Consider the following 3,987-nt stretch of genomic DNA (forward strand, 5'->3'; position numbering starts at 1 on the left):
GGATGTGATAAATGTAACAACTCAGGATATTATGACAGAATAGGTATATTTGAAGTATTAAATATAGATGATGAAATAAGACAATTAATAATGGAAGGAAAATCAAGCATCGAAATAAGAAAAAAAGCTATGGAAAAAAGCTATAGACCATTAATAGTTGATGGTATAAATAAAGTTTTAAAAGGAGAAACAAACCTTGGAGAACTAAACAAAAAATTAATAATATTTAATAGTTTATAGGAGGGTTAACAAATGATTAATGTTAGCAAAGTTTTAGATGAGGCAATAAAAAAAGATGCGTCAGATATACATTTTATAGTTGAAAATAAGCCAATGCTTAGAATTGCAAGAGACTTAGTTCCAGTTGAAAGTGCAAATGTTTTAAAAGAAGAAGATATGAATGAAATATATGACTTTTTGGTAAAGGGAAATATAGAAGCAGATAAGGTATTTCAAGAATCAAGAAAATTAGATACAATTTTGGTATATGCAGGTCTTCGTTTCAGGGTAAATATTTCTTCAACAGATGGTATACCAATTGCCACACTTAGAATTATAAAAAATACACTTCCAACATATGAATCACTTGGTGTTCCTGATATTGTAAGAAGAATGACATATCAACCACAGGGATTGATATTAGTTACTGGTAAAACAAATTCTGGTAAAACAACAACATTAAACGCATTGATAAATGATATAAATGAAAACCAAAATAGAAAAATATTAACACTAGAAAACCCAGTAGAATATAAACATCATTCAAAAAAATCATTAATAGTTCAAAAAGAAGTTGGACTTGGAAGAGATACATTAAGCTTCCATGAAGGAGTTAAAAACTCTTTAAGAGAAGACTGCGACATTCTTGTAATAGGAGAAATTAGAGACAAGGTAACAATGGAAGCAGGAATAGAAATGGCTGAATCAGGACACTTGGTTATAGGTACTCTACATACAAAATCATGTGCAGAAACGATAGATAGAATGATAAACTTCTATGAGGTTAGAGATCAAGCACAAATAAAATACATGTTATCATCGATTCTAAAATTAGTTGTATCTCAAAGATTATTACCTGGAACCGATGGAAAACTAGTATTAATTCCAGAAGTAATGGTTGTAGATAATATAGTTTCAGGTATAATCAGAAAAGATAAAATAAGTGTATCTGAAATAGAGGATGCAATACAAAGTGCATCAGAAAAGGGAAGTATAGGTCTAATAAATTCATTAGCACAATGTTTTGTAGATGGAAAAATAACTTTAGAGCAAGCTAAATCACAAATTGAAGAGAAAAATATTGAAATATTAAATAGAACAATAATGCAACTAAAAATAAAAAAAGACAGCGGATCTAATCAAATGGGTAGTATGAGATACTAAAATACCGAGAAAGGAGGATATGTTAGTTATTTTTACTAACATAAACGAATTAATGGCAACTTTTTACTATAGAGCTTTAACTGATGATGGAAGAATTGTTTCAAATAAGGTTGAAGAAGGTAATAGATTAATACTAGTAAATAAATTAAAAGAAAATGGATTACATCCAATTTCTATAGCACAAAGAAGTACAAAAAGAACAAAAGTTTTAAAAAGAAAAAAAAGAAACATTTCTGATATACAAGATGTATTAGAAGATGTTAATACTACTGCTATTTTAAATGATAACAGAAGAAAGCTTTCAGTTAAAGACAAAATTAATAAATATTTAGGAACAGAAGACAAAGTAACTGATAGGGATATATCAATATTTACACAAAACTTTTATTTATTGAAAAAAGCAAACTTTAACAATGTGCATGCATTAACTACAATAATTGATAGTACAGAAAATATGACTCTTGTAGAAATACTGGAAGATATTTTAGCAGGTGTTGAAGCCGGAGATTATATGTATAAAACAATGGAATACTATTCAAATATATTTCCATATATATATATAAATATGATAAGAGTTGGCGAATTATCAGGTTCACTAGAAAATGCATTGTTGCAAGCAGTAGAATACTTAGATAGTTCAAGTAGTATAACAAAAAAATTAAGAGATATACTTATACCAAATATTATACAATTTGTGTTATTAGTAGTAATGTTATTTGTAGGAACATTATTTGCACTACCACAAATTGAAAAAGTATTTGAACAAGTTGGAACTACATCTACACTACCTGGAATTACTGTATGGTTTCAGGGTGTTGTAAATGCAATGTTGCAATATTGGCAGATACCAACATTGATAATAGTTGGAATAATAGTAGGAATAGTTATTTATGTACGAACCCCAAAAGGAAAATACAAATATCATTATTTTAAATATACAATGCCTATATTTGGAAAATTGATATTTTCGCTTGATTTTTCAAGACTAATTAAAGCAATGTTATTGAACCTAAATAATGGAATGAGAATTCAAGAGGCATTAGAGGTTAGTAAAAATGTTGTGAGTAACTATGTTATGCTATCTATAATAGAAAATTCTTTAAAAAATATTTTAATTGGACAATCTTGGATTGAACCATTTGAAAGATCAGGCTTAGCATCATCAATGATTACAGAAATGCTTAAAATAGGTATGCAAACAGACCTTTCAGAAATGATGGAAAAATTGGTTGAGTATATGGATATAGATATAGACAACACAATGCAAGCAATTACGAAGACTCTTCCTCAAGTTTTGTACGCAATTGTTGGTATAGTTTTAATCTTCTTCGTAGTTGTAGTTGTAGTACCAATGATCGAAGTTTATATGGGAAATTTCTTGTTCGATGCTTATTTGAAATAGTTAATAGGTTGAGTTTAAGCAAGCTTATTATCTCAATATAATGATAATGCTCTATTTTAATTAATGGTTCATTTTAATTAAAATAGAGCTATTATAATAATTGACCTTACTCTACTGGTTAAAATTTGTTTTAGAAAGGAATTATTTTTATGAATGATATTAATGTAGGAATAGATTTAGGAGGAAGTCATGTAGCAATTGGTGTAGTAAATAATGAGGGAAAAATTTTAGAACAATTTGAAAAAGATTTTACTGTTAAGGAAAAAGAGAATGTGTTACCTGTTGCCATTAGATATATGGTAGACACATTAAGAGAATTAAAACAAAAATATGATTTATTAGAATTTGGACTAGGTATGGCTGGAGCTATTTCTAACGGAGTTATTTTAAGGTCTGTTAATTTAGGCGTTGAAAATTATGATTTAAGGACAGAACTAGAAGCAAAGACAGGGTTATCTGTACATATAAAAAATGATGCAAAATGTGCGGCACTTGCAGAGTATAAATATGGAGAAATAAAGCAATATAATAATATTATATTTTTAGCACTGGGAACAGGAATTGGAGGTGCTTTCATTTATCACGGAACTATAATGCAAAGTGACTGTGCCGAAGGATATGAATTGGGTCATATGATAATAAAATCAGATGGGTTACCATGTAAATGTGGTAAAAGAGGGTGCTTTGAAACTTATGGAGGAATTTTAGCCTTTAAAAGTAAAGTGATTGACAGATTAAAGTTATCACATGATATACATGGTCCTGAGCTTAGAAAAATAATGGATAGTTCAATGGATAAAATATCAGATATTATTGAAGAGTATATTGACGATTTATCTATAGGTGTATCTAACTTAATAAATATTTTTGAACCAGATTGTATCATTATAGGTGGTGGCTTTGCAAGATATGATTATATGCTTTTGGATAGATTAAAAGATAGGCTTATTAATTCTAATTTGTTATTTAATAAAAGAAGCGATATCGTACTTAAAGTTGCAAAGTTTGGTAATGATGCTGGTATTATTGGTGCAAGTCAGCTGTAACTTTTTGATTTGAGAGGACTTTTTGTTTTATAAGAATCAGCATAAAAAAATAATTTGATTCAAAAAATGGTCAATTGAGAAAGTAAATTCTATTTGGAAAAAGTAAATTCTAGTTACCGAGTAAATGCTATTTATAAGCAAAAATTTAATGCTAAA

Annotated in this window: 3 protein-coding genes and 1 pseudogene; all 4 read left to right on the plus strand. The window is 28.3% G+C overall.

The window, feature by feature from the left end; genetic code table 11:
- Positions 1 to 240 (plus strand): annotated as a pseudogene (locus Q0F58_RS17720) (type II secretion system protein GspE); the annotation flags it as partial.
- A 12-nt stretch (positions 241 to 252) separates the two neighbouring features.
- Entirely contained in the window at positions 253 to 1,383 is a 1,131-nt protein-coding gene (locus tag Q0F58_RS17725) for a type IV pilus twitching motility protein PilT (protein ID WP_294379184.1), read from the plus strand.
- 19 nt (positions 1,384 to 1,402) lie between these two features.
- Positions 1,403 to 2,785 carry a type II secretion system F family protein gene (locus Q0F58_RS17730; RefSeq protein WP_294379185.1) on the plus strand — a complete coding sequence of 461 codons (1,383 nt, stop codon included), beginning with the start codon at positions 1,403 to 1,405 and terminating at the stop codon, positions 2,783 to 2,785.
- Positions 2,786 to 2,934: 149 nt separating this feature from the next.
- A complete protein-coding gene (locus Q0F58_RS17735; protein ID WP_294379186.1) occupies positions 2,935 to 3,831 on the plus strand; it encodes an ROK family protein in 897 nt (298 codons plus the stop codon).
- Positions 3,832 to 3,987: the final 156 nt, after the last annotated feature.

This window comes from uncultured Clostridium sp. (assembly GCF_934754915.1).
Lineage (GTDB): Bacteria > Bacillota > Clostridia > Clostridiales > Clostridiaceae > Clostridium.